This window comes from Paenibacillus sp. Y412MC10 (genome assembly GCF_000024685.1).
GTDB classification, from domain to species: domain Bacteria; phylum Bacillota; class Bacilli; order Paenibacillales; family Paenibacillaceae; genus Paenibacillus_AQ; species Paenibacillus_AQ lautus_A.
Genome location: NC_013406.1, coordinates 2,149,356 through 2,173,396, shown reverse-complemented (window position 1 = coordinate 2,173,396; position 24,041 = coordinate 2,149,356). Strand labels below are relative to the sequence as shown.

The following is a 24,041-nucleotide window of genomic DNA, read 5'->3' as shown; positions in this document are numbered from 1 at the left end:
GATTTTAAACCGGCATCGCTTCAGAGGAGAAGTTGATGGTCTCCAGCATCGTCAGAAGCTCACGAACCGTATCGAGCGAGGTCATGCATACAACGCCGTTCTCTACCGCTTCACGGCGAATGCGGAATCCGTCGCGCTGTGGTGTTTTACCTTTGGTCAATGTGTTAAAGACGAAATTCGCTTCACCTGTGCGGATCATATCCAGAATGTTCGGCGTGCCTTCGGACAGCTTGTTGATGGTCGTCACGTCAAGGCCCGCTTCTTTCAATGATGCTGCAGTACCGCCTGTTGCGATGATTTTATAACCTAGCTTATGGAAGCCTTTCAGCAGCGCTGCAGCTTCGGCTTTATCTTTATCTGCAATGGTAGCGATGATTGCGCCAGTTGAAGGAATCTTCATGCCTGCACCGATGAGGCCTTTATACAGCGCCTTGGCATACTTCACGTCACGGCCCATAACCTCGCCGGTCGATTTCATTTCCGGTCCGAGAGTCGGCTCAACGCGGCGAAGCTTCGCGAAGGAGAAGACCGGTACTTTAACCGATACATGCTCGCTTTCCGGCCACATGCCTTCCTCGTATCCGAGATCCTTCAGCTTGCCGCCCATAATGGCTTGCGTTGCCAGGTTGGCCATCGGGATGCCTGTAACCTTGCTAAGGAACGGAACCGTCCGGGAAGAACGCGGATTCACTTCAATCACGTACACTTCATTTTTATAGATAACGAACTGGATGTTGACAAGTCCGCGTGTATTCAGCTCTTTGGCAATCTTGATCGTAATTTCCGCAATCTTGTCTTTCAGATCCTGGGACAAGTACTGAGGAGGATATACCGCAATCGAGTCTCCGGAGTGAACGCCTGCACGTTCTACATGCTCCATGATGCCTGGAATCAGCACCGTCTCGCCATCACAAATCGCGTCTACCTCCACTTCTTTACCCATCATGTAGCGGTCGATCAGAACCGGATGATCCGGGTTGATCTTAACCGCCTCTTTCATGTAGCTCAGAAGCTCGCTGTCGGAGTATACAATCTCCATGGCGCGTCCACCCAGTACATACGAAGGTCTTACGAGCACGGGGTAGCCCAGCGATTGTGCCGTTTCTACGGCATCATCGACCGACGTTACGGTTTTACCTTTCGGCTGGGCGATCTCCAATCGGGACAGAAGCGCTTCGAATTTCTTGCGGTCCTCGGCTTCGTCAATGCTCTCCAGGCTTGTGCCCAGAATCTTCACGCCCGCTTTGCTGAGCGGCTCCGCGAGGTTGATCGCCGTCTGCCCGCCGAACTGCACGATGACGCCGATCGGCTTCTCCTGCTCGATGACATTCATGACATCTTCGAAGAACAGAGGTTCGAAGTAGAGACGGTCCGACGTATTAAAGTCGGTGGATACGGTCTCCGGGTTGTTGTTGATGATAACCGCTTCATATCCCGCCTTCTGGATGGCCCATACGGCATGCACCGTGGAGTAGTCGAATTCGATCCCTTGACCGATCCGAATCGGACCGGAGCCGAGCACAATGACTTTCTCCTTCGCGGATTCGATGACTTCATTCTCCGTTTCGTAGGTGGAGTAGTAGTACGGCGTCGTTGCTTCAAACTCCGCTGCGCAGGTATCCACCATTTTGTAAACCGGACGCAATCCGTGCTCGCGGCGGAGGAATCCGATCGACTCCTCAGTCGTGTGCGTGCTGGCCTTGCCTTCTGCGCGGAGCTCGGCGATGGCACGATCCGTAAAGCCGAGACGCTTCGCTTCGTACAGCGTTTCGTAAGTCAGCGACGCTTCGCTGCGAATATGGTCTTCATACTTGATCAGGCGTTCGATTTTGTCCAGGAACCACCAGTCGATCTTCGTCAGGTCCTGAATCTGCTGCAGATCATAGCCCCGGCGGAACGCTTCCGCGATCAGGAACATCCGCTCATCGTCGGCTTTGATCAGGCGCTGCTGGAGAACTTCATCGCTCAGCTCGTTCGCGCCTTTCAGGTATAGACGGTGCACGCCGATTTCCAGGGAGCGGACCGCTTTATGGATCGATTCTTCGAAGGTGCGGCCGATTGCCATCACTTCGCCGGTTGCTTTCATCTGGGTGCCCAGCTTCCGGTTGGCATGGATGAACTTGTCGAACGGCCAGCGCGGAATTTTGCTGACGATGTAATCCAGCGTAGGCTCGAAGCAAGCATACGTCTGGCCCGTTACCGGGTTAACGATCTCGTCCAGGGTGTAACCCATCGCGATTTTTGCTGCCATCTTCGCGATCGGATAGCCCGTTGCTTTGGAAGCCAGCGCGGATGAGCGGCTGACCCGAGGGTTTACCTCGATGACGTAATATTGATAGCTGTTCGGATCCAGCGCGAACTGCACGTTGCATCCGCCTTCGATGTTCAGGGCGCGGATGATTTTCAGCGATGCGGATCTGAGCATTTGATATTCGCGGTCAGATAGCGTTTGGCTTGGCGCCACGACGATGCTGTCGCCGGTATGAACGCCGACCGGATCGAAGTTCTCCATGTTACATACCACGATGCAGTTATCGTTGGCGTCGCGCATAACCTCGTACTCGACTTCTTTCATTCCCGCAATGCTCTTCTCGATCAGGCACTGCGTGATCGGGCTGTAGCGAAGTCCGGAGCTGACCGTTTCGCGCAGCTCCTCTTCGGTTGCGCAAATGCCGCCGCCGGTGCCGCCAAGCGTGTAGGCCGGACGCACGATCACCGGATAACCGATCTCATTCGCGAACTCAAGCGCCTCTTCCAGGGTCGTTACGATCGTGCTCTCCGGCACGGGCTGATCCAATTCGCGCATCAGCTCACGGAACAAGTCGCGGTCTTCGGCTTTTTCGATCGATTCCAGCTGCGTTCCGAGCAGTTTGACGTTTTCCTGCTCCAGAATTCCGGCGCGGGCAAGCTCAACCGCCATGTTCAGCCCTGTTTGTCCTCCAAGCGTCGGGAGCAGTCCGTCCGGACGCTCTTGACGGATGATCTGGGTAACGAAGTCCAGCGTGATCGGCTCGATGTATACTTTATCCGCCATGTTGGTGTCGGTCATGATGGTCGCCGGGTTGCTGTTGATCAGCACGACCTCCATGCCTTCTTCTTTCAGTGCCTGGCAGGCTTGAGTTCCAGCGTAGTCGAATTCCGCTGCTTGCCCGATGACGATCGGACCGGAGCCGATGACGAGTATTTTTTTCAATGTATCATGTTTAGGCATATTATTGAGCTCCTTTCACGGCTGCGGCCAGAACCGCCTGGCGCGGTTTCCGGATTTCATTCTGTTTATGGTCTCTTATCATTTTAAGGAATTGATCGAACAGATAGCTGCTGTCGTGCGGGCCAGGCGCAGCTTCAGGATGGTATTGCACCGAGAAGGCCGGGAATTTCGAGTGCTTCAAGCCTTCGATCGTTTTATCGTTGTTGTTGATATGCGTAACTTCCAGCTCCGTCCCTTTGACGGATTCTTCGTTTACGGTGTATCCGTGGTTTTGGGAAGTGATGTAGCAGCGTCCGCTGGCAAGCTCTTTTACCGGATGGTTTCCGCCGCGGTGTCCGAATTTCAGCTTCTCGGTGTCCGCGCCCGCAGCCAGCGCAAACAATTGGTGGCCAAGGCAGATGCCGAAGATCGGATATTCGCCGAGCAGTTCTTTGACCATGTTGACTGCGTAAGGCACGTCTTTCGGGTCCCCAGGGCCGTTGGACAACTGAATGCCGTCCGGGTGAAGTCTGCGGATTTCATCGGCCGTCGTGTCATGCGGAACGACCATGACGTCACACCCGCGGGACGTCAATTCGCGCAGAATCCCGCTTTTTGCACCGAAGTCGACCAGAACGATCCGTTCCTTCGAACCTGGACTCGTAAACATTTGCGGCGTTGAGGTTTTTGCCACCTGGTTGCGGAGTTCGGCGATCGTCGTATCGCCGAGCATCTCCTTAAGCTCTTCCACCGGTTTGTTGGAAGTGGTCAGAATGCCCTTCATCGTACCGTAATGACGGATGATACGGGTTAACATCCGCGTATCGATCTCGCTGATCCCCGGAATTCCGTATTCCTTCAACAGGCTGTCAACGCTGTATTCTGCACGCCAGTTGCTGGGAACAGGCTCATGACGACGAACGACGAATCCGTGAACGAACGGCCGAATGGATTCAAAGTCATCCCGCGTGATGCCGTAGTTGCCGATCAAAGGGTACGTCATGGTTACGATCTGTCCGCAATAGGACGGGTCGCTCAGCACCTCTTGATATCCTGTAATCCCTGTATTGAAAACAACCTCTCCGGTCATTTCAGCATCCGCGCCGAAGGATTTTCCGCTGAACAGCGTTCCGTCCTCCAGTAACAATCTTGCCTGCATCCCGATCACTCCTGTCATCTATGTGTAATTTATTTTATAAGTCTTTTGCCTATTTGTTACTTAGAATCCGTTTTGTTCGGACCATTTCACTTCGCCGTCCACCCAAGTCATCACGGGCCAGCCTTTCAGCTTCCAGCCTGTAAATGGCGTGTTGCGGCCTTTTGTTGCGAACTCTTCCGGGTTCACTTCTTTCTCCGCTTCGAGATCGATCATGGTCAGGTCCGCTGCTTTACCGGCTTCCAGGACACCCGTTGCAAGACCGAATACTCTTGCCGGATCGCTTGTCATCCGTTTTACGAGCAGGGCGAGATCCCATTTTCCTGTGGCGACAAACTTGGTGTAGAGCAGCGGGAACGCCGTTTCGAATCCCACGATGCCGAAGGGAGCCAGCTCCATGCCTTTTGCTTTCTCTTCCGCGCTATGCGGTGCATGATCCGTTACGATCATATCAAGCGTTCCATCCAGCAGACCTTCTATACAAGCCTCCACATCACGCGGTGTGCGCAGCGGCGGGTTCATCTTCCAGTTTGCATCAAGGCCGGGAATGTCTTCGTCGGAGAGAACCAGATGATGCGGGCATACCTCGGCCGTTACCGAGATGCCGATCGCTTTTGCCTGGCGGATCAATCTTACGGACTGCTCCGTGCTCACATGGCATACATGGTAATGCACGCCGGTGGCTTCGGTCAGCAGAATGTCGCGCCCGACATGGATCGCTTCCGACTCGTTCGGTATTCCTTTCAGGCCGTGCTGCTGAGCGAATTTGCCCTCGGTCACGCAAGCTCCTTTTACCAGCGAGTCATCCTCGCAGTGCGCAATGACCGGCATGCCCAGCGCTTTCGCTTTATTCATGGCATCTTTCATCATCTGTGCGTTCTGCACACCGACGCCGTCGTCCGTAAATCCGATCGCACCCGCGGCCTTCAAGGCCTCAAAGTCCGTCAGTTCGCGGCCCAGCTCGTTCTTCGTAATGGCTGCATATGGCAGCACCTTCGCAAGATTCGCCTCGCTGGCTTTATCCAGCACGAGCTTCACCGTTTCCGGCGTATCGGTCACCGGTCTTGTGTTCGGCATGCAGGCGATGGTGGTGAAACCGCCTTTGACTGCCGAGCGGCTGCCGCTCTCGATGGTTTCCTTGTGCTCATAACCCGGCTCTCTCAAGTGCACATGCATATCGATGAATCCCGGCGTGACCAGCTTGCCCTCGGCATCGATGATCTGAACGTGATCGCCCGGTTCCGGCAAGGCTGCGATATCGCTCGCAACCGACTGAATCAATCCGTCTGCAATGACGATATGTTTATCTTCGAGCTGTCCTTGTTCATTGATCACTTTGGCATTCTTTATCACTTGCATTTGCATCTTGGTTCCCCTCCGCAGCAGAAGCACCGTTCGCTTCTTTGTATATTGTATAATAAAAATTCATGTTTGTGTATAATTATTAATATTTATTCATTCTGTAAACCGTATTCCGCATGTTCGAATCAGACCATCGCCCGTTCCATGACCGCCATGCGAATGGGCACTCCGTTCGCCATCTGCTTGAATATCATCGATCTCGGGCTTTCCACGACCGCGTCGTCGATTTCAACGTTGCGGTTCACCGGTGCCGGATGCATAATCATGGTGTGACCCGACAGCTTGGCCGCCCGCTCTTCCGTCAAGCCGTACTGCTCCCGGTACTCCGCGCTGGATTTGAACACCCCTTCGTTATGGCGTTCCAGCTGAACTCTCAGCATCATCACCACATCGGCCTTGAGCGCCTTTTCCATCGATACGTAAGGCGCATACTGAGCCAGCTCCGGAGCCTGCATCGTTTCCGGCGCGCAGAACTGCACATGGGCTCCGAACTTCTGCAGGGCCCACAGATCCGAACGAGCAACCCGGCTGTGCTTGATGTCCCCGATGATGGATACCGTTAATCCCTTAAGCTCGCCGAAGCTTTTCTTCATCGTGTATAGATCAAGCAGCGCCTGCGTGGGATGCTCATTGTTGCCGTCGCCCGCATTGACCAGCGGAATCGAGATCCGCTCCGCCAGCTCCTGCAGCACGCCGGCTGGCTTCAGCCGGATGACGCCCGCGTCGATTCCCATGGATTCCAGCGTTCTGACGGTATCGTAGATCGACTCGCCTTTCTCGACGCTGGATGCTGCCGCCGCAAAGTTCATGACCTGGGCACCGAGTCTTTTCTCAGCCATTTCAAACGAGAATCTCGTTCTGGTGCTGTTCTCGAAGAACATATTAACCGCAAATTTCGATTGAAGTACCGGCACCACTTTCTCGGACTGCGCTTCCCAATATGCCGCCCGATTCAGGATGGATCCGATTTCGTCTCTGCTAATATCCTTCAAACCTAAGAGGCTGCGTTCTTTCAATGAAATGGCTGTTGTCATGATTATCGTTCCTCTCTTTGGCTAATGGTCACTTCGTCCTTGCCGTCGATTTCGGTTAATGCCACCGTAATTTCCTCTTGTTTGGAGGTAGGAACGTTCTTTCCTATATAATCCGGCCGGATCGGCAGCTCGCGATGCCCCCGGTCTGCCAAAACCGCAAGCTGTATCATTCTAGGCCGTCCGCAGTCCATCAGGGCGTCCATCGCTGCCCGAATCGTCCGGCCGGTGTACAGCACGTCATCAAACAAAATAACCTTCTTGTCATGGATGTTCAGGTGCGCTAGGCTGTGCTTCGCTCCCTCTCCCCGTTCCGCAGCGGCTCCCTTGCTGTCCCGGTCATCGCGGTAGGAGGTCACGTCGATCTCTCCCCAAGGAATCGGAGTACCTTCGATCTCGTTCATTCGCTCCGCGATTCTCTGGGCCAGAAACACGCCGCGCGTGCGGATCCCGACCAATACGCAATCCTCGATCCCTTTATTTTTTTCCAATATTTCATGGGCAATTCTCGTTAGCGCGCGGCGGATGGCCGTCTCGTCCATTATCACATGCTGTTCGTTGCTCATCCTCTTGTCCTCCTTCTAAACGTTTGATTAGCCCTTTATCGTTCCTGACGATCCGTGGATTCATTCCACACAAAAAAACTCCTTGCCCGGCTGGACAAGGAGTTGATCTCATAGAGATGGTGTGGAAAGCGCAGCATCTATCCGCAGACAGAGCCATGCCTCCTGTTAATGAACCTCGGTTCACGTTACCTTGCCAGCCTCACGGGACTGATTTAAAGGTGCTATTCGATTGATCCCATTATGACAGACCCTACAAGAGATGTCAACAGCAATCATGTCGAACGTTGTCGCGTTCCAAGCATGTTCATAGCCTTGAATTAAAACTCGAATTCCACATCGCTGAGTCTTCTGCGAATTTCGGAAATGACGCGTTTCTCTTCCTCCTCGCCGTCGGCAATGAAGGTAACGGAGAAACGAACGAAGTGTCCTGCATCATCCCAAGGAACGGTGGAGATCAATTTCTCGCGAATCAGGTACTGGGAGAAGTCTTCCCCAGATTCAAAACGGCGTCCGCCTTTGACGCCTTTCGGAGCCTCCACATACAGGAAGAAGGAGCCTTTGGGCTTCTCCGCCGTAAAACCGAGTCCGTTCAGCACGTCGACCAGCATGTTGTGGCGGCGGGAATACTTCTCGGCGATCTTCTCCGTAATTTCCGGATGATCCAGACCGTAAGCGGCAGCCTTTTGGATGGCGATGAATTGTCCGGAATCGTTGTTGTCCTTCACGTCGCCAAACGCTTTAACCACCAGCGGGTTGCCGGCGATGAAGCCAATGCGCCACCCCGTCATGTTGTAGGATTTCGACAGGGAGTGAAGCTCCACGCCGACATCCTTCGCTCCAGGAACGGACAGGAAGCTCAGCGGCTTCAAGCCATCGTAAGTGAGCGCAGCATAAGGTGCGTCATGAACAACCACCACGCCATATTTGCGGGCCCACTCGACAACCTCGGCGAAGAATTCGGCCGTTGCGCTGGCCCCCGTCGGGTTGTTCGGATAGTTCAGGTAGAGCAGTTTGGCACGGCGGGCAATGTCCTCAGGGATCGAGCCGAGATCCGGCAGAAATGCATTCTCTTTTTTCAGCTCCACATTGTAGACTTCGCCGCCCAAATACTTGGTATGCGTGCCGAGCACAGGATATCCGGGAACCGTCATGATCGTGATGTCGCCCGGGTTGATGAAGCAGGACGGCAGCATGGCCAGCGCCGGCTTGGAGCCGATGGAGTGCAGCACTTCCGTGGACGCATCGATGCCTTCGACGCCGAATACATTGCTCAAATAGCGAACAGCCGCTTCCTTGAACTCCGGAATCCCGTTATCCGCATATCCGCGGTTTTCCCGCTTCGCCGCCTCTTCCGCCAGCTTTGCCACGATGCCTGCATCCGCCATCTCATCCGGCTCGCCAACTCCCATATCGATCAATTCGGTATCAGGATGCTCCTGCTTCGCAGCCGCCTTTGCTCTCTTGATCTTCTCGAATTTATAAATGGCCGTATCTTTACCGTAATTAGCACCGCCGATCCGATCGGCAAAGCTCTGTTGAATGTACGTTTCCTGATATTTATCCATGCTCATGATTTGTATTCATCTCCTACTCTAGCTTTGTTACACATCCTAAATATGCAGGAAAATCACGACTGGAGCCATGCATTATATATCAGATGATTTGTACTTTTTAGGTTGAGTCGGAGCTGATACACACCATGGCCTCCCTGCACGAAGTCGGTTAAGACAGCTCCAGCCATTCCGCTAGGAGCTCGTCGCGGCTTGCTGCCAGCGACTCCCGCTCGTTCCAACGCTCTTCGAGCAGCGACATGTCCGAATTGCCGCTTATCGAGCCTTCCGTTTCAAGCCAACCGTCCAGCTGCCGGATGCGGGTCTCCAAACGGGCGATCTCCTCTTCCAGCCATTTGGATCTTTCCGCGGCAGAGCGATCAGGATGGTTGCGTTCGAATTTCTGGCCGGGCTTTTCGTTGGCTTTGGACGGCGGCGTCTCCCTTGGTAAAGAAACGGCATTCGTACCAGCTGAGAGTTCTCTTGACTGCAATGCGGCTTCAAGCTGGTCTTTCTTGGCCCGGAAATCATCATAATTTCCATGAAAGACGGTCAGCGTCCCTTGGTTCAAATCCCACACCTTGCCTGACACTTGGTTTACGAAATAACGGTCGTGGGAAATGGCAAGAACGGTCCCCTGATACCCCTGCAGCGCATCCTCCAAGGCCTCCCGGGAAGCAATATCCAGATGGTTCGTAGGTTCATCCAGGAGCAGCAGGTTCGGCTTTTGATGGATAAGGAGCGCCAGCCTCAATCGTGTCCATTCACCGCCTGACAGCTGGCCCACCGATCGGAACACGGCCGCGCCATAGAACAGATATCTTGCCAAAATCCCCCGGGCCTCTCCCTCTTCAACCCCGGCGTTCTCCCGAAAATATTGGAGCACCGTTTCCTTCGGAATTTTCGGCTCCTCCTGCTGGGCCAGATATCCCACGTCGACTCGCGCGCCCCATTCAAGGGACCCGGAGTCGGGCATAAGCTCGCCCACCATCACTTTGAACAGCGTCGTTTTTCCGCTGCCGTTCGGACCCATCAGCGCAATTTTTTCGCCGAATTCGATAAGACCGGAAGCCCCTCCCAGCACCGCCTGATTCCCATAGCGAACCTCAACTTGTTCAAAGTATGCCACACGGCGGCCGGAACGATCCTGAGGATGAAGCTCGAAATCGGCCTGCCTTCGTTCCAGCACAGGTCGCTTGACCTTCTCCATCCGTTCCAGCGCTCGCCGCATGGAAGCCGCCCGCTTAAAAAATTTCTCGTTGCCGCCGATCCGGCCGAATTCCTCCAGCTGCTTGATGGATTCCTTCATCTTCTTGATCACTTTCTGCTGCTCCTGGTAATCGGCGAACTGCTGCAGCAGCCGTTCTTCCTTGTCTTTCATGAATGCGGTATAACCACCCTGGGCAGAGAATGCCTCTCCGTCCTCGAGCTCTACCGTCTTGGTCACCACCCGATCGAGAAAATACCGGTCGTGAGAAATAATGACGCAGGTACCCGGGTATTCCCGCAAAAATTCCTCCAGCCATTCCGTGCGAGCCAAATCCAGATGATTCGTCGGTTCATCGAGCAGGAGCAGATCCGGCTGTACGATCAGCTGCGATGCCAGCACGACGCGGGTTTGCTCTCCTCCCGACAACGAGCCGAATGCCAGTCCGTACTCGCTCTTGGGTATTTGCAGCCCGGTAGCGATTTTGTCGATGCTGGCTTCCAGCTCATAACCGCCTTCCGCTTCAAACCGTTCCTGGAGCGCCGAGTAACGACGCAGCACACGATCAAGCAGCTCTGCATTCCCGGCGATGCCCGGATCACTCATTCTCTTCTCCAGTTCCGTCATCTCCGCGCGGTATTCCTTCAAGTGAATCAACCCATGGGACAGTACATCCAGCACCGTCCAGGAATCCATATGGCTCGGTATCTGCTCCACATACCCGATCACTGTATCCTTCTTGATGGCAAGCTGCCCTTCGTTCGGCTGATCCAATCCGGCAAGCAGGCGCATCAGCGTGGACTTGCCGCTTCCGTTTCTGCCGATAAGCGCTACCTTCTCGCCTTCCTGTATTTCAAACGTTATCCCGTCCAATACAAGCTGGGCCCCGTGGTATTGCGTCAGTTTCTGTACATTGATCATATTCATTCTTGGTTCCTCCTGTATGCTGCGAACAATACCAAATCTCTGTTCGAGCGCATGAATTAGGGAGAAGAACCGGACTGCAACGCAAAAAGGGTCCACAGAGCAAGCTCCGCGGACCCTTAAGAATCGTAAGCCTTAAATTGGCTTAATCCGTGCAGGCAGGCAGGTGACTTCTCGCGATGGTACAACTCGTATCATTAAAATTGGACAGACCTCTCCCGTTGTTGAGAAATGCATGAACAATGCCAGCTATAGCGATAGGCAGCTGGCTAATACGGTTGTTGACCATCTCGATATTCATCCTGCTCACCTCCTTCATCAAAGTTATCGTCACTATACCATATCCATGGTTTGGAAGGCAAGACAAATAGCCCAGCAAAGTGGAGCCCATGCTTTGATGCTTACTCTAAATCCTTTGTGGGACCCCATGCTTAAACATGCGAAAAGGGACCGCTAGCGGCCCCTTAAAATCGTCAACAGCTCATTCATATCGCTCGGCATCGGTGCCGAAAACTCCTTATATTCCCCGGTCGAAGGATGGACGAAACCCAATACGGCCGCATGAAGCGCTTGTCCGTTCAATTTGATCCCCTTGCTCTTGCCGTAAACGGGATCCCCTACGAGAGGATGCCCGATATATTTCATGTGCACGCGAATTTGATGGGTACGACCCGTCTCCAGCTTCAGCTCGAGGAGACTGTAATCTCCGAACCGTTCCACCACGGTAAAATGCGTCACCGCATGTTTGCTGTTCCGGTCCGTGACGGTATACAGTTTGCGATCCTGGGCGTCCCGGCCGATCGGTGCGTCAATGGTTCCCTGATCATGGCTGATATTGCCGTGCACCAACGCCAAATAACGGCGGTTCACGCTGTGCTCCTTCAACTGGGCGGCCAGCGAAGCATGGGCTTTATCATTCTTCGCGGCCATGATCAGGCCCGTAGTATCCTTATCGATCCGATGGACGATGCCGGGGCGAAGCTCTCCATTGATTCCCGATAAATCCTTGCAGTGAAACATCAATGCATTCACTAGCGTGCCGGACGAATGTCCCGGAGCCGGATGGACAACCATTCCTCTCGGCTTGTTTACGACAATCACGTCCCCGTCTTCAAACGCGATCTCAAGCGGGATGTCCTCGGGAATGATCTCGACGGCCGATGGCTCGGGAACCTTCAGCACGATGCGGTCACCCTGACTCACTTTGTAATTCGACTTGATTGGGCCATCGTTCACGCTCACATGTCCGTCCGCAATCCATAACTGAACTTGGGAACGCGACACATCTTCCCCAAGATTTTCCGTTAGGTATTTATCGATACGGGTTTTGGCAGCGTCGGCATCCACCGTCCATTCGCTGGCTTCCGTTTCCTGACCGTTCTCATCTGTCCAATCCGTATCTGTATCCTTACCGTCTTGCACCATCATTCAGTCCCTTCTGTGCCAGAAACTTCACTTGTTGTCTGCATCTTCTCGCGTCTTCCTTCCAGAAGCGTGTCCAATATGATCAATCCCACGCCAATCACGATGCAAGAATCGGCAATATTGAAGATCGGGAAGGTGTAGCTGCCAAAATTAAACTGCAGGAAATCGACGACCTCTCCCATTATCAATCGATCGATGAAGTTTCCGAGTGCCCCTCCAAGTACAAGCGCAAGCGCGGTAGGCAGCAGCTTGCGTCCTTCTTTGGATACCTTCTGGAGATACCAGACGATTCCGCCCACAACGATTAGCGTAACAACGATGAAAAACCATAACTGATCCTGGAGTATGCCGAACGCGGCTCCCCGGTTTCGGCTGGACGTAATCAGGAAGAAATCCCCGATAACCGGTATTTGTTCATAAAGCTCGAGCCTGGTAGCAATCAAGTACTTGGTTCCCTGATCGATAAGAAATAAAACAAATGCAATCAAATAATATACCACTTGTTTATGTCACTCCGTTCTTGTCTTCTCCAATCAGGCGAACTCCTTCGCTGATCGGTCCGTAACTCGTCTTATTGTAGCACAGCGGCTCAGAAACCGTCCATTCCTGTCCAGCGGCGAGAACATTTTCCGTCAGTAAAACCTTATCGAAGGGTGCACTCTATACCTATGAACCAAGAAGGTCAACTTCGGGACCATGAAAGGAGCCTGACATGTCGCATCTCACTCAGGAGCAACTTCATAATTTGCAACAAAAGCTGATGGATCGAAAGGTTGAACTTGAACGGCGCATGGTCAATAACGACCAACACGGGCTGGGAGAATCGGAGCGAGATATGACCGGCGAGCTGTCCCATATTGATAATCACCCTGGCGATGTGGGAACCGAGGTGTTTGAAAGAGGAAAAGACCTCGCGCTTCAGGATAGGGTGGATCAGGAGCTGCAGCGGGTTATTTTTTCGCTGGAAGCCATTCATCATGGCCGTTACGGCGTGTGCCTTACCTGCAGCCAGCCCATTCCGTACGAGCGGTTGGAGGTTATCCCGGATACGCAATATTGCGTAGAACATACGCCTCGGGAGCGCGTGTCCCGCGACCGTCCGATCGAGGAGGACGTTCTAGCTCCCGCTTTCGGAAAATCCAGTATGGATGAGCACGAATATGCTGCATTTGACGGCGAGGACGCCTGGCAGATCGTTGAAAGCTGGGGGAACTCCAACTCCCCAGCTTTGGCGGAAGGTAACGAAATGGACAGCTATAACGAAATGGATATCGAGAATGGCGACGATCAAGGCGGGTTCGTGGAGGTGTACGAAAACTTCGTTGCCACCAATATCGATGGCTCGGAAGTGTTTATCGTACGCAGTCCCCAATATGTCGATTACCTGAACCGGGGCGAAGGAAGTTATCTCCTTGACCCCAATGGCGACCCGGATGATGAATCATTCAGCTGATTAAGCGTCTTACCCGGCAGCATATGACTTGCAGCGGCTGCCGGGCATTACATAATCCCATTACGTCAGTTCAAGCTGCCGCTGAACAATCCGGACAATATCCGCGATGTAATCGCCGATAATAGGCAAATTCAGCGCGCCAAGCGCCTGAAGGGCATATATGATGGTTGCCGCAAAAAAAGTAAACCCGATCGCGATTCCCACGCCGCGTGCCGACCCGGCCAGCAGATTGGTCCATATCAATTTCCAGGGGCGGTTCAACAGCTGGGTGTATTCCGCGATCCTGGCCTTCTCCAGCTGCTGCGCGATGTCCGTGGTCATGCGGTGTATGGCGCCCAATTGGTCCCGCTCTGCTTCCACAAGCGATTTATTCTTTTCGGTTGATAACGCATTTTCCGGCTTCTCTGCCATATTCACCGCCCCCTTGCCACTATACTAGGCAGACTCTGGAAAAAACAGATCAGGATCCGCTTTCTTCCTGCTTGAAACCTTGCATAACATGCATGAGAATTCGCTGATTATTATGCATCTGTTGGAAGCATCTCATTCGCACGGAATCCTCCGAACAAAGCCGGTGCTGGGGACAGCAAAAAACCACCGCCATTTCATGGCGGTGGTTTAATAATATCAACGATTCTCAGACGATATGGATGCCAATGGTTTTGCCGCCAAGCTCAACCCGCTCCATGCCTTCGCTTTGTCCGTATTTCAAATCGTTAACCAGAACGTTTTCGCGCAGCACATCTTCAAATGCGGTGATCGCAGCTTGAAGCTCATCATCCGTATCGAGGGTCAGATTGACCCGCTTCTCGATCGGGAGGTCCAGCTTCTTGCGCGTATCCTGCACGGCACGCACCACTTCGCGAACCCAGCCTTCCTGCTCCAGCTCCGGCGTGATATCCGTATTAAGCGCAACGGTTAACCCGTAACCCGAAGCGGATGCAAAGCCTTCCTTCGCCTTCTTCTCTACCAGCAGCTCTTCGGACGTGATCTGCAATTCTTCGCCTTCCGGTGAAGTTACGTTCACGCCGCCCGATTGGACCACCTTGCGGGTCTCGTCACTGCTCATTCCCTTTAGGAAACCTTGCAGGAAGCCGATATTTTTACCGTATTTCTTGCCTGCGACCTTCAGGTTCATTTTCAGCGTGAAATCAACGAACCCGCTGTCGCTGGTCTCCACCTCAATCGCTTTGACGTTGATCTCGTCCTTGATGATGTCTTCATACCCCGCGAGATCGAACTCGCGATCCATGGATACGATGAGGTTGGACAGCGGCTGACGCGTCTTGATTCCTGTCTCATTGCGGACGTTCCGCGCAAGCTCTACGATCTGTCTTGCCGTCTCCATGTCCTGCTCGAGCGCTTTGTCGATCAACGCTTCGTCGGCTTGCGGGAAGTCGGCCAGATGCACGCTCTCGCCGCCGCCCAGGTTGACGAAGATATCTTCGGACAGCATCGGCGTGAATGGTGCCATCAGCTTGGATAGCGTCAACAGCACGTGCGTAAGCGTCCCGTAAGCGGCCAGCTTATCTTCACCGAGTCCGCTGCCCCAGAAACGATCGCGCGAACGACGGATATACCAGTTGCTCAGCTCATCCACATAAGCTTCGATCGCCTTGGCCGCGTTAAGGAAATCATTGACGGCCAATCCCTTGTCAACCACTTGAATCAAGCTGTTCAAGCGGGAGAGAATCCAGCGGTCCAGCTTGTGGTTCGATCCCTTGAAGTCATGCTCCTTCGGATCATAGCCGTCGATGCCGGCATACAATGTCAGGAACGCATGGGTGTTCACCAGCGTATCCACAACCTTGGATTTGGCTTCGCCGACAATTCCTTTCGAGAAACGTTTGCTGTTCCATGGCGCACTGTCGGCGAGCAGCGCCCAACGGAACGCATCCGTGCCGTACTCCTCGATGATTTCCCAAGGATCGATGACGTTGCCCTTGGACTTGGACATCTTCTGTCCGTTCTCATCGAGAATATGGCCCGTGGCCATGACCGCTTTATAAGGCGCTTTACCGGTGAAGAGGGTCGATACGGCGAGCAAGCTGTAGAACCATCCGCGCGTCTGGTCAATCCCTTCGCAGATCATATCGGCAGGATACTGCTGTTCGAACTTCTCCTTGTCCTCGAATGGATAATGGTATTGCGCATACGGCATCGATCCGCTGTCAAACCATACGTCGATGACTTCCGAGGTCCGTTCCATCACGCCGCCTTCACAGTGCGGGCATTTGACTTTCACTTCATCCACATAGGGCTTGTGCAGCTCCAGATCCTCCGCCATCTCGCCTACGGCGTTAGCCCGAAGCTCCGCAATGCTGTGCGGCGAGAACTGCCCTTCGCAAGAATCGCAGACCCATACGTTAAGCGGCGTTCCCCAGTAACGGTTCCGGCTGATATTCCAGTCGACCAGGTCTTCAAGGAATTTGCCGAAGCGTCCCTCCCGTACATGGCCCGGATACCAGGTCACCTCGTTGTTGTTCGCGATCAGCTGATCCTTAACCGCCGTCGTTTCGATAAACCAGCTCTCCATCGCATAATAGAGCAGCGGGGATTTACAGCGCCAGCAGAACGGGTAGCTGTGCTCGTATTTCTCTTTGCTGTACAGAAGTCCTTTTTCGGACAATGCCTTCACGATGTCCAGATCGCAATCCTTGACGAAACGTCCGGCAAAATCCGTCACTTCATCGGTATAACGGCCGTGGCCGTTCACGACGCTCACGAAGCTGATGCCATTCTCGCGGCATACGCGGTAGTCGTCTTCGCCGTGCGCAGGAGCCATGTGTACAATTCCCGTACCGCTTGCATCGGTAACAAAGGATGCGCCGACAACGATGTTCGATTTTTCCGCTTTTACATACGGGAACGGAGGATCGTAAGTCTTGCCGACCAGCTCGGAACCTTTCAGCGTCGATAGAACGGTGAAGTCGCCTTTCATAACATCCTCTACCAAATTCTTAGCCACGATATAGATGCCGTCCTCCTGCTCGACGCGCGCGTAATCCATATCCGGATTCACGGCGAGCGCCACGTGGGATGGCAGCGTCCAAGGCGTCGTCGTCCATGCCAGCACATACTCTCCGCTGTCATGCAGCTTAAACTTCGCCGTTGCGCTCAGGTCTTTAACATCCTCATACCCCTGTGCCACTTCGTGGGAGCTCAGTGTCGTCTGACAGCAAGGGCAGTACGGGCTTACGCGGTGGCCGCGGTACAGAAGGCCCTTGTCATGAATCGTCGCCAAAATGTTCCATACGCTCTCGATGTAGTTGTTCTCAAGCGTGATGTACGGATGATCCAGATCGGTCCAATACGCAATCGCTTCGGTCAGCTCGCGCCATTTATGCTCATATTCAAATACGCTGGCTTTACACTTTTTGATAAAGGCCTCCACGCCATAATTCTCGATTTCCTGCTTGCCGGAGATGCCCAGCTGCTTCTCTACGCCCAGCTCAACCGGAAGCCCGTGCGTATCCCAGCCCGCTTTACGAACGACATGGTAGCCCTTCATCGTCTGGTAGCGGCCTACAAAATCCTTGATGACGCGGCCGAGCACGTGACCGATATGAGGCGCACCGTTCGCGGTCGGCGGACCTTCGTAAAATACATAATTCGGCTTGCCGGCCCGCAGCTCGATTGATTTCTTGAACGTGTTCTCCTCGTTCCATTTGTTCAAGATGCGCAGCTCTCTTGCCCGCGCCTTCTCCTTGACGTCTACTCTGTTCATGCAGATCTTCCTTTCACCTTATTCGTAAATGTTCTGTGAACATAAAAAAAGGCCCCGTCCCCCAAGGGACGAGAACCTGTTCTCGCGTTACCACCCTAATTTCGCCCGGCCGACTTCTAATGGAAGCCTGCGCAAGCGACACCTCAATGTCCATGCCCTGTTCGTAAGGCAAGGTCCGATATAACGTTCGGCAGACGGCTTAGCTTACGCACGCGGTCACAGCGCTTCAGCTTCACTTCTCCGGGATGATCTTCTGCTAGGCCTGAACGCCGGGCTTTCAGCAACTGCCGGCTCTCTGGGGGACAGATCCTTCGCGTACTATTCCCATCAACGAATTACGGTATGAATCAACAATATGTTATTAGTTATAGACGACTTCGCGGAAAAAGTCAACCGGATACCCGCCTAGTATACCTCTTTCGGCTCCAGACTCGGTTCGCGGTTCTCCAGCGTCTCCCAGCCTTCCTGCTTCAGAAGCTCCAGCTGAGCCTCTACCAAGGAGCGGAAACGGGTGCGGTAGATGGAGGCCTGCTTCTTCAGCTCTTCAACCTCCAGCGCGATTTTGCGGGATTTCCCGAGCGCATCGTTAATGATCCGGTCCGCATTCTTCTCGGATTCCTTAACGATCAGCTGAGCCTCCTTCTTCGCGTTGTTCTTCAGCTCATCCGCCGCCTCCTGGGCGACAATGATGGTCTTCGATAAGGTTTCCTCAATATTCGAAAAATGATCCAGTCTTTCTTGCATCGCCATCAGCTGGTTGCCTAATTCTTTATTCTCCCGGATCACACTTTCATAATCCTTAATAATCTGATCCAAAAACTCGTTGACCTCGTCCTCATCATAACCGCGAATTCGACGGGCGAATTCCTTGTTATGTATATCAAGCGGTGTCAATGGCATGGTGTGCACCTCCTAAATATATGGGCCTTACAGGACGGTCCGTCCGCTGTGTTAGCCAAACCACCGTCCGTGAAGACAATAGCGGTCATTTACGATTTATCGGCAAATCCATTGTCATTTTGAATGTTCCCTGTATGGTTTCGACAAAAAAACGGCAATTCCTTCAAAGGTCAAGCATATTTCCCAACCTTGATACGGTACCGCCCTTTTTTCGTCAGGCCGCCCGTCTCCAGTACTTTAAAACGTCCAAATCCTTGGATGGAGACGACATCGCCTTCTTTTAAATTCGTGGAGGGATCCTCTTCCACTTTCCAGTTGACGCGGCACCTGCCAGCCTTGATCGGCACGATGATTTTTGTGCGGCTGATCCGGTAGGCATCGCTGGCGATTCCGTCCAGTCTCATGGAAGATACCGTAATGTCCATCGCTTCAAAATTCGTTCGGGCCACCTGAAGCTTGTCCAGCGGCAGCAGATCCGTCATGACATGCACCCGGTGGACCTGGCTGAGATTCAGATGCAGGAAGGCGCTGATATCGTCGGCAACGACCGCATGGCAGCCGTCCGCAAGCACATGGATATCACCGATCTTGGATCTCTTAATGCCCAGACCCAGTATCGACCCCATATAATCGCCATGCTCCAGCTCCAGAAACTTCTGATCTCCGGAAGAGATGCTGAGCACCTTCATCTTCAGATCCTCGCCTTCAAGCGCCCGGTAATCCGGAGCAATCATCGCCCGCACGCGTTCGGCATCAGCATGTCCGCCATCAAACAGGGCATGCACGTCCGGATGACGATTCACGAGCGATTCCAGAATGAACCGCTGCCTGGGATCCAGGAAATCCGTCAGCTTGGTTTCATGATATTGTCCGGCATTGACCACCCATTCCCAAGCCCGGTCCACAAATTCCCGTTCGTCCTTGTGAAAATGATCGTAGATGTCCAGTTTCATCATTCATTCACCTGCTACAGGATATATCCGAGAATGGCGTATACGCCGCGCTCTGCCAGCTGCAGCACAAACAGCGCGATAATCGGGGAAATATCGATCATGCCCATAATCGGCGGAATGAACCGGCGGAAAGGCGCAAGATATGGCTCTACCAGCTTGCCAAGCAGCTCCCCGACAAAGCTTTCCCTCACATTCGGAAGCCAGGACATCAGGACATAAACCAAAATCATGTAGAAGTAAATACGGAATAGCGTGCTAACAACGCTAATAATTTCGTAGGTCAAAGCCTAAATCACCTCATTCTGTTATATTCATGCTCGTCTGCTAGAATCTCCGAGATCGAACCTTGGATCTCAACGGTATCCGGCGTGCATAGGAAGATGTTCCCGCCCACCTTCGAGATTCCGCCGCTAAGCGCATAAACGGTTCCGCTAAGAAAATCGATAATGCGCAACGCCTGATCATTCCTCACGCGCTGAAGGTTGACCACAACCGTTCGGAATGACCGCAGATGATCTGCAATCTCCTGTGCTTCATCATATGAACGAGGCTCGACTAATACAACCTTAACGTTCTTCTGCGAATGAATGCTAACGATATTGCCGCTCTTTTGGTTTTTCCGATGATCAAACGGCGTTGCCTCCACCGGCTCTTCCTGCGAGGCCAGAACCTCGCGTTCCACAACTTCTTCTTCCTCTTGCAGTCCCAAGAAATTCATAAACCGGTTCATCACGCCCATCGTCAATCCTCCTCTTTCCCTACTAAAATTGAGCCGAGACGCACCCAGGTCGCCCCTTCCTCTATGGCAACTTCAAAGTCATTGGACATGCCCATGGACAATTCGGTCAATGGCTCCGCCGTAAGCGCCTGCTCGTTCAGCTCATCTCTTAGTTGTCTTAAACCACGAAATACAGGACGCGTCTGCTCCGCCGACGATTCGTATGGAGCCATGGTCATGAGTCCGGTTACCTTTACGTGCGAAAGACTGTTGATTTCCTTCAAAAACTCGGCTGCTTGCTCGGGAGGCAAGCCGTACTTGGATTCCTCACCGGAGATATTGACCTGCATCAAGGCGGATACCTGCAGATTCAGCGCAGCCGCCCGCTTCTCCAGCTCATGGGCCAAAGACAAGCGGTCGAGCGAATGAATATATTGAAATTTATCAATGACATCCCGGACCTTATTGGTCTGAAGATGGCCGATGAAATGCCATGTGCCGCGGTTGCCGAGTGCATTCCACTTCGCCTGGGCATCCTGCCAGCGGTTCTCGCCGATATGCAAAAGTCCGTGATCCAGTACCGAAGCCGTCATATCCAAGGAGACATATTTCGTGACCGCAATCATATTCACATCATTCCGGTCCCTGCCGCTTCTTGCGCAAGCCTCCGTTATTCGCTGTTCCACTTGATCGATACGTTCCTTCAAACTCAAGGGACGACTCACCTCTTTCTCATCCCGATCCAACTCGCCATCCGACCCGTAGTCCCTCCATCTTTGCGATAGGAGAAGAACCGATCGTGATTGCAGCTTGTACACCATGATGTACATTCGATATGTTCCGCCAATATTCCTGCTTTAATCATAATGTGTCTGTTTATTTCTTTCAAGTTCAGCATGTATTTCCCGTGTCCCTTGTCGATATAAAAAGCTGAATTTGTAACTTTATCGCCTGAGAATCCTTCGATTCCGAGTTCGCGGACACGCTCCATGACCCGATCGTCCACCTCGTAACAGCATTCGCCGATCGACGGACCGATGGCTGCATGGAGGTTCCGAGGCAAGCTTCCGTATTCCGCAGACATCCTGACCACCATTTGTTCGGCTATGCCGCCCACGGTGCCTTTCCAGCCCGCGTGGGCCAGACCGACGGCGCCCGTGACCGGGTCCCAGAAATACAGCGGCACGCAATCCGCGTAGAAGGAAGTCAGCAACACGCCGGGAACATCGGTTACAAGCCCGTCCGTATCTTGATAGGCCGAGGCCCGGTCCAAGCTCCCTCTGCCCCTGTCCTTATCATGAACGACGCCAATCCGGATGCCGTGCACCTGCTCGCCGCACGTCCAGTCTTCGAGAGAAAAGCCGAGCGCCGCGGCGACCCGCTTCCGGTTCTCGACAATGTCGCCCGGCTCGTCTCCGACATGAAAGGCCAAATTCAAACTGTCATAGGGTATCCGGCTCACGCCGCCATGCCGGCCCGTGAACCCGGCCGTGAGTGCGGCCGCTGACTTCCCTTCCCATTTTTGGATCACAAACAGACTCGGTGTCTGCCGATCTTGACTAACAAACGGTTCCATGAACATTCACCTCTATGATCAGTGTAACAGAAAACATACGCCGGAGACATATGAACCCGCCGTTTGGTTAGAAGGATCGACGGTCAGGACGATCCAGATACTCCACCGGTTCCTGATCATCCGGCGTTCTCCGCAGTTCCTCCATTTTGACAAGGACCACGTCCGAGCCGATCTTGACGATATTCCGCCACGGTATGATCAGATCGCTTCCGCCGCCGAACAGCCCCATGAATTTGCCGTAGCTCGGCACCACGATCGCTTCAATCCGGCCCTGCCGCAAATCCAGCTCCAAATCGCTGATTTGCCCGAGCCGCTTGCCGTCGATGATATTAATAACATCCTTTGTTTGAAAATCGGAAATTTTCATCTTTTTCCCCACCATTTGATTATCAGGTATCATGAGCATCACACCTTAGATGTATTTGAAGGTTATCCGTCCATCCCTGTTCAATCCGCATCCCTCTGTTCAATATATGATCCCTTTGGGTAAAATAGCTTATTTAAAACGAAAAAAACGACCCCATAAAAGGGATCGTTGTCTGTTCGTTTGATTGCTGGCCTTCTTAAGTTTTGACGTGTTTCTGCATCTGCTTGATCGCCGACTTCTCCAGGCGCGACACTTGGGCTTGGGAGATACCGATTTCATCGGCAACTTCCATCTGGGTTTTGCCTTCGTAAAACCGCATGGACAGAATCATTTTTTCGCGCTGCCCGAGCTTGTGCATCGCTTCCCGGAGAGCGATTTCCTCAATCCAGGACACATCCTTGTTCTTGTCATCACTGATTTGATCCATCACATATATCGGATCGCCACCGTCATGATAAATCGGCTCAAACAGCGAAACGGGATCTTGAATGGCATCGAGTGCAAAAACAACGTCTTCCTTGGGCACATTCAGCGCTTCGGAAATTTCAAAAATCGTTGGTTCACGCGAATTCGCATTGGTCAGCTGATCCCGGACCTGAAGTGCCTTGTAGGCAATATCGCGCAGTGATCGGGAGACGCGAATCGGGTTATTGTCCCTTAAGTATCGACGTATTTCTCCGATAATCATCGGTACGGCATAAGTGGAAAATTTAACATTTTGCGATAAATCAAAATTGTCGATGGCCTTCATCAATCCGATGCAGCCTACCTGAAACAGATCATCAACGAACTCTCCCCGATTGTTAAACCTTTGGATGACGCTGAGCACCAGTCTCAGGTTGCCGTTCACCAATTTTTCTCGGGCAGACCGTTCATTGTTCTGCTGCAGATTATGAAACAGCTCCCTCATTTCCACGTTCGTCAGAACAGGCAGTTTTGACGTATCCACACCACAAATTTCAACTTTGTTTCGCGTCATGATGACTAACCTCCCAAGGAGAAACATTACTGTACATTATCTCCGAGGGGGGTTATTTTATTCCTTGCGATTTCCAGTTACACCATCTTGTTGAATTCTTTGCGGAGCCGTTTAATGATTCTCTTCTCCAATCGGGAAATGTAGGATTGCGAGATTCCAAGCAGGTCTGCCACGTCTTTTTGCGTCTTTTCTTCCCCGTCCTGCAGGCCGAAACGAAGCTCCATAATCATGCGTTCCCGGTCGCTCAATTTATCGAGTGCTTTTTGCAGCAGCTTCCGGTCGACCTGCTCCTCGATGTTGCGGTAGATGGTGTCGTTCTCGGTGCCCAATACGTCGGACAGGAGCAATTCATTGCCGTCCCAATCGATATTCAGCGGCTCGTCGAAAGAGACCTCGCTTCGCGTTTTGTTATTCCGGCGCAGGTACATCAAAATTTCGTTTTCAATGCAGCGCGAGGCATACGTGGCCAGCTTGATTTTTTTCTCGGGGTCAAACGTATTCACCGCCTTAATCAATCCGATGGCACCGATCGATACCAAATCTTCGATGTTAATGCCGGTGTTCTCGAATTTGCGGGCGATATAAACGACCAGACGCAGATTACGTTCGATCAGCATGGCCCGGGTGGCCGCATCGCCGGTAGGTAGCTTTTTGAGCAAGAACTCCTCTTCCTCTTTCGTTAGCGGAGGCGGAAGCGCCTCGCTTCCTCCGATATAGTAGATTTCCTGACTCTTCAAACCCAGCATAAAAAGTACGCGGTAATACTGCAGCTGCAACGCTAATCTCCATTTAACGGGCATCTCTTATCCTCCTAATGCGTTTTCCCGAAGGTTTAACTGACTTCATAAAGATCATCTTTAGGCTTCTAATCCGGAAAGGATGGATTTTCATGAAGATTTTCAAAGACTTATCCATCGCTCGAACGTTGGGTCACAGACTCGAACACTATGAAAATGG

Annotated in this window: 22 protein-coding genes; 1 reads left to right on the top strand and 21 read right to left on the bottom strand. The window is 52.8% G+C overall.

What is annotated here, in order from left to right; genetic code table 11:
* Positions 1–4: 4 nt before the first annotated feature.
* From carB to lspA, 10 genes are all read right to left on the bottom strand, one after another.
* Positions 5–3,211: a carbamoyl-phosphate synthase large subunit gene (gene carB, locus GYMC10_RS09245; protein WP_015734256.1), complete on the bottom strand. Its 3,207-nt coding sequence runs from the start codon at positions 3,209–3,211 to the stop codon at positions 5–7.
* 1 nt (position 3,212) lies between these two features.
* Complete coding sequence (locus tag GYMC10_RS09240; protein ID WP_015734255.1) at positions 3,213–4,349, bottom strand: carbamoyl phosphate synthase small subunit; 1,137 nt, start codon at positions 4,347–4,349, stop codon at positions 3,213–3,215.
* A gap of 60 nt (positions 4,350–4,409) precedes the next feature.
* Entirely contained in the window at positions 4,410–5,711 is a 1,302-nt protein-coding gene (locus GYMC10_RS09235) for a dihydroorotase (protein ID WP_009589657.1), read from the bottom strand.
* Between the two features lie 122 nt (positions 5,712–5,833).
* Positions 5,834–6,745: an aspartate carbamoyltransferase catalytic subunit gene (locus GYMC10_RS09230; RefSeq protein ID WP_315971980.1), complete on the bottom strand. Its 912-nt coding sequence runs from the start codon at positions 6,743–6,745 to the stop codon at positions 5,834–5,836.
* Positions 6,745–7,305: a bifunctional pyr operon transcriptional regulator/uracil phosphoribosyltransferase PyrR gene (gene pyrR, locus GYMC10_RS09225; RefSeq protein ID WP_015734253.1), complete on the bottom strand. Its 561-nt coding sequence runs from the start codon at positions 7,303–7,305 to the stop codon at positions 6,745–6,747. Before pyrR ends, GYMC10_RS09230 begins: the two co-directional genes overlap by 1 nt.
* Positions 7,306–7,622: 317 nt before the next feature.
* A complete protein-coding gene (locus GYMC10_RS09220; RefSeq protein WP_015734252.1) occupies positions 7,623–8,876 on the bottom strand; it encodes an LL-diaminopimelate aminotransferase in 1,254 nt (417 codons plus the stop codon).
* A gap of 151 nt (positions 8,877–9,027) precedes the next feature.
* The gene (gene abc-f / locus GYMC10_RS09215; RefSeq protein WP_015734251.1) at positions 9,028–10,989 is read right to left on the bottom strand and encodes a ribosomal protection-like ABC-F family protein; all 1,962 of its coding nucleotides are present in this window, start codon (positions 10,987–10,989) and stop codon (positions 9,028–9,030) included.
* A 142-nt stretch (positions 10,990–11,131) separates the two neighbouring features.
* A complete protein-coding gene (locus tag GYMC10_RS32495; RefSeq protein ID WP_015734250.1) occupies positions 11,132–11,287 on the bottom strand; it encodes an RAxF-45 family protein in 156 nt (51 codons plus the stop codon).
* Between the two features lie 152 nt (positions 11,288–11,439).
* On the bottom strand, positions 11,440–12,411 hold the full coding sequence (locus GYMC10_RS09210) for an RluA family pseudouridine synthase (RefSeq protein WP_041621956.1): 972 nt from the start codon (positions 12,409–12,411) through the stop codon (positions 11,440–11,442).
* Entirely contained in the window at positions 12,411–12,911 is a 501-nt protein-coding gene (gene lspA / locus GYMC10_RS09205; RefSeq protein ID WP_015734248.1) for a signal peptidase II, read from the bottom strand. Before lspA ends, GYMC10_RS09210 begins: the two co-directional genes overlap by 1 nt.
* Positions 12,912–13,123: 212 nt before the next feature.
* On the opposite strand from lspA, the gene GYMC10_RS09200 reads away from it, so the two are divergent.
* Positions 13,124–13,864: a TraR/DksA C4-type zinc finger protein gene (locus GYMC10_RS09200; RefSeq protein ID WP_015734247.1), complete on the top strand. Its 741-nt coding sequence runs from the start codon at positions 13,124–13,126 to the stop codon at positions 13,862–13,864.
* Between the two features lie 60 nt (positions 13,865–13,924).
* Here the strand turns inward: GYMC10_RS09200 and GYMC10_RS09195 are convergent, their stop codons facing one another.
* The 11 genes from GYMC10_RS09195 to sigE form a co-directional block, all read right to left on the bottom strand.
* On the bottom strand, positions 13,925–14,275 hold the full coding sequence (locus GYMC10_RS09195; RefSeq protein ID WP_015734246.1) for a DUF5665 domain-containing protein: 351 nt from the start codon (positions 14,273–14,275) through the stop codon (positions 13,925–13,927).
* 226 nt (positions 14,276–14,501) lie between these two features.
* Positions 14,502–17,591: an isoleucine--tRNA ligase gene (ileS, locus tag GYMC10_RS09190; RefSeq protein WP_015734245.1), complete on the bottom strand. Its 3,090-nt coding sequence runs from the start codon at positions 17,589–17,591 to the stop codon at positions 14,502–14,504.
* Positions 17,592–17,996: 405 nt separating this feature from the next.
* Positions 17,997–18,491, bottom strand: coding sequence for a DivIVA domain-containing protein (locus GYMC10_RS09185; protein ID WP_009589591.1), 495 nt, complete (start codon positions 18,489–18,491; stop codon positions 17,997–17,999).
* A gap of 170 nt (positions 18,492–18,661) precedes the next feature.
* Positions 18,662–19,447 carry an RNA-binding protein gene (locus tag GYMC10_RS09180; protein ID WP_015734244.1) on the bottom strand — a complete coding sequence of 262 codons (786 nt, stop codon included), beginning with the start codon at positions 19,445–19,447 and terminating at the stop codon, positions 18,662–18,664.
* 11 nt (positions 19,448–19,458) lie between these two features.
* Positions 19,459–19,728 carry a YggT family protein gene (locus GYMC10_RS09175; protein ID WP_009589590.1) on the bottom strand — a complete coding sequence of 90 codons (270 nt, stop codon included), beginning with the start codon at positions 19,726–19,728 and terminating at the stop codon, positions 19,459–19,461.
* Positions 19,729–19,736: 8 nt separating this feature from the next.
* Positions 19,737–20,183: a cell division protein SepF gene (locus GYMC10_RS09170; RefSeq protein WP_009589651.1), complete on the bottom strand. Its 447-nt coding sequence runs from the start codon at positions 20,181–20,183 to the stop codon at positions 19,737–19,739.
* Between the two features lie 2 nt (positions 20,184–20,185).
* Positions 20,186–20,875 (bottom strand): YggS family pyridoxal phosphate-dependent enzyme, encoded by a 690-nt coding sequence (locus GYMC10_RS09165; protein WP_041621955.1) that lies wholly within the window; start codon positions 20,873–20,875, stop codon positions 20,186–20,188.
* Positions 20,876–20,883: 8 nt separating this feature from the next.
* A complete protein-coding gene (gene pgeF, locus GYMC10_RS09160) occupies positions 20,884–21,738 on the bottom strand; it encodes a peptidoglycan editing factor PgeF (RefSeq protein ID WP_015734242.1) in 855 nt (284 codons plus the stop codon).
* A 67-nt stretch (positions 21,739–21,805) separates the two neighbouring features.
* A complete protein-coding gene (locus GYMC10_RS09155) occupies positions 21,806–22,138 on the bottom strand; it encodes a YlmC/YmxH family sporulation protein (protein ID WP_009589579.1) in 333 nt (110 codons plus the stop codon).
* 163 nt (positions 22,139–22,301) lie between these two features.
* Positions 22,302–23,084: an RNA polymerase sporulation sigma factor SigG gene (gene sigG / locus GYMC10_RS09150; protein WP_006209087.1), complete on the bottom strand. Its 783-nt coding sequence runs from the start codon at positions 23,082–23,084 to the stop codon at positions 22,302–22,304.
* 77 nt (positions 23,085–23,161) lie between these two features.
* Positions 23,162–23,884, bottom strand: coding sequence for an RNA polymerase sporulation sigma factor SigE (gene sigE, locus GYMC10_RS09145; protein WP_009589674.1), 723 nt, complete (start codon positions 23,882–23,884; stop codon positions 23,162–23,164).
* Positions 23,885–24,041: the final 157 nt, after the last annotated feature.

Excerpts from the sequence above, each read along its gene's own strand:
- carB (WP_015734256.1), bottom strand. The coding sequence starts at position 3,211 with ATGCCTAAACATGATACATTGAAAAAAATACTCGTCATCGGCTCCGGT.
- GYMC10_RS09240 (WP_015734255.1), bottom strand. The coding sequence starts at position 4,349 with ATGCAGGCAAGATTGTTACTGGAGGACGGAACGCTGTTCAGCGGAAAA.
- GYMC10_RS09235 (WP_009589657.1), bottom strand. The coding sequence starts at position 5,711 with ATGCAAATGCAAGTGATAAAGAATGCCAAAGTGATCAATGAACAAGGA.
- pyrR (WP_015734253.1), bottom strand. The coding sequence starts at position 7,305 with ATGAGCAACGAACAGCATGTGATAATGGACGAGACGGCCATCCGCCGC.
- GYMC10_RS09220 (WP_015734252.1), bottom strand. The coding sequence starts at position 8,876 with ATGAGCATGGATAAATATCAGGAAACGTACATTCAACAGAGCTTTGCC.
- abc-f (WP_015734251.1), bottom strand. The coding sequence starts at position 10,989 with ATGAATATGATCAATGTACAGAAACTGACGCAATACCACGGGGCCCAG.
- GYMC10_RS32495 (WP_015734250.1), bottom strand. The coding sequence starts at position 11,287 with ATGAATATCGAGATGGTCAACAACCGTATTAGCCAGCTGCCTATCGCT.
- GYMC10_RS09210 (WP_041621956.1), bottom strand. The coding sequence starts at position 12,411 with ATGGTGCAAGACGGTAAGGATACAGATACGGATTGGACAGATGAGAAC.
- GYMC10_RS09200 (WP_015734247.1), top strand. The coding sequence starts at position 13,124 with ATGTCGCATCTCACTCAGGAGCAACTTCATAATTTGCAACAAAAGCTG.
- GYMC10_RS09195 (WP_015734246.1), bottom strand. The coding sequence starts at position 14,275 with ATGGCAGAGAAGCCGGAAAATGCGTTATCAACCGAAAAGAATAAATCG.
- ileS (WP_015734245.1), bottom strand. The coding sequence starts at position 17,591 with ATGAACAGAGTAGACGTCAAGGAGAAGGCGCGGGCAAGAGAGCTGCGC.
- GYMC10_RS09185 (WP_009589591.1), bottom strand. The coding sequence starts at position 18,491 with ATGCCATTGACACCGCTTGATATACATAACAAGGAATTCGCCCGTCGA.
- GYMC10_RS09180 (WP_015734244.1), bottom strand. The coding sequence starts at position 19,447 with ATGATGAAACTGGACATCTACGATCATTTTCACAAGGACGAACGGGAA.
- GYMC10_RS09170 (WP_009589651.1), bottom strand. The coding sequence starts at position 20,183 with ATGGGCGTGATGAACCGGTTTATGAATTTCTTGGGACTGCAAGAGGAA.
- pgeF (WP_015734242.1), bottom strand. The coding sequence starts at position 21,738 with ATGGAACCGTTTGTTAGTCAAGATCGGCAGACACCGAGTCTGTTTGTG.
- GYMC10_RS09155 (WP_009589579.1), bottom strand. The coding sequence starts at position 22,138 with ATGATACCTGATAATCAAATGGTGGGGAAAAAGATGAAAATTTCCGAT.
- sigG (WP_006209087.1), bottom strand. The coding sequence starts at position 23,084 with ATGACGCGAAACAAAGTTGAAATTTGTGGTGTGGATACGTCAAAACTG.
- sigE (WP_009589674.1), bottom strand. The coding sequence starts at position 23,884 with ATGCCCGTTAAATGGAGATTAGCGTTGCAGCTGCAGTATTACCGCGTA.